General features: G+C 43.8%; 2 protein-coding genes. Both read left to right on the forward strand.

Features of this window, described 5'->3' with window-relative positions; genetic code table 11:
* The first annotated feature begins 97 nt into the window (after nt 1–97).
* Entirely contained in the window at nt 98–1,030 is a 933-nt protein-coding gene (locus ABZY11_RS44415) for an IS30 family transposase (RefSeq protein ID WP_356484607.1), read from the forward strand.
* Between the two features lie 145 nt (nt 1,031–1,175).
* Nucleotides 1,176–1,571, forward strand: a 396-nt coding sequence (locus ABZY11_RS44420) for a S1 RNA-binding domain-containing protein (RefSeq protein WP_356484606.1), incomplete at its 3' end; no start/stop codon positions are given.

A 1,571-nucleotide genomic window follows, 5' to 3' on the forward strand; every position in this document is an offset into this window, starting at 1 on the left:
GCGGCGCGTCGGGTGACGGGAGCGATGGCAAGGCCGCCATCGTTGTCGGCACCACGGACCAGTTCGTCGCCTCGAAGGGCAATCCCGCGCCGCTCATATCACAAGCCAGAGCAAAGGGAAACACCTGACCAATCAAGACCGTTTAAACATTGAACGTTGGCACAATAAAGAAGGACTGAGCAACCGTGAGATTGCGCGCTTATTGAATAAAGCTCATGGGACGATTGACAGAGAGATGAAGCGAGGGGAAATCCAGCTCAAGCGGAAGGTAAAATACTCTGCTAAAAAGGCTCAAGAAAATTATGAAGGATTGAGGGCTCACAGTGTTCGTCCGAGTAAACTCACGACTGAGATTGATTGTTATGTGAGTACACGTCTTAAAGAAGACAAGGACTCTTTGGAAGTCATTCATCAGGCTCTAAAAGGAGTTTCTCTGAGCAGCCTCTACAATTGGGTCAACTGGGGCTGGTTAGAAGCCAAGCGTCATCATCTTTTCTATCCGCAGTATAAGGCGGCAGAGAAAATCAAACCTCGTGCGCCAAAGCATCCTTTTGGCAAGTCTATTGAAGAACGGCCTGAGTTCATTAACAATCGCTTAGAAGTGGGGCATTACGAGATTGACACGGTCATTCTTACGAGAGCTAAGAACAAGGTGCTTTTGACGCTCACAGAGCGAAAATACCGCACGGAGATCATTCGCTTGATTGATGGGAAAACAGCACAGGCGGTCAATGATGAGCTGGTGGAACTTCAAAAAAGTTATGACTTCAAATCCATTACCCCTGACAATGGCCATGAATTTGCAAGGCTCTCTGAGGTCGTAAGCTGTCCAGTTTACTATGCACACGCCTACGCGAGCTTTGAGCGAGGGACGAATGAAAACCATAACCGAATGATTCGTAGGCATCTGCCAAAAGGCACAACAAAGACGACCCCTGAAGAAGTCGCCGCTATCGAGTATTGGATGAACCATTATCCAAGAAAAATGTTCAACTATAAGAGTTCATATGAGATGAGCTTGGCTGGCTAACTTGGACTTGCAATTTGCGATAATAAAATACTTATAACTTTTTTAATATAAATCAAGAAAAAAGCTTTCCCTAAGCGATTTTTTATGGTATAATGTTTTGTAAGGCTGTGTACCAGCCAAATTGTTGGAGGAATTTTTTTTACAAATGAACGAATTTGAAACATTATTAAACAGCGTTGAAGACGTTAAAGTACGTGACGTCGTTAAGGGTGAAATCCTTTCAGTTGAAAACGGGCAAGCAACTGTTGCCATCGTAGGAACTGGTGTTGAGGGTGTCCTTACACTTCGCGAAATCACTAACGATAAAGATGCTGATATCAATACATTCGTTAAACCTGGAGATGTTCTTGATTTGCTTGTTATCAAACAAATCGTTAGTAAAGAAGCCGAAGGTGCAAACGTATATCTCCTTTCATTGAAACGTCTTGAAGCTCGTAAAGCTTGGACTCAATTGGAAGGCAAAGAAGGCGAAATCGTAACAGTTAAAGTTACTAAAGACGTTAAAGGCGGACTTTCAGTAGACTATAACGGTGTTCGTGGA

It is taken from the genome of Streptomyces sp. NPDC006510 (genome assembly GCF_040611955.1).
Lineage (GTDB): Bacteria > Actinomycetota > Actinomycetes > Streptomycetales > Streptomycetaceae > Streptomyces.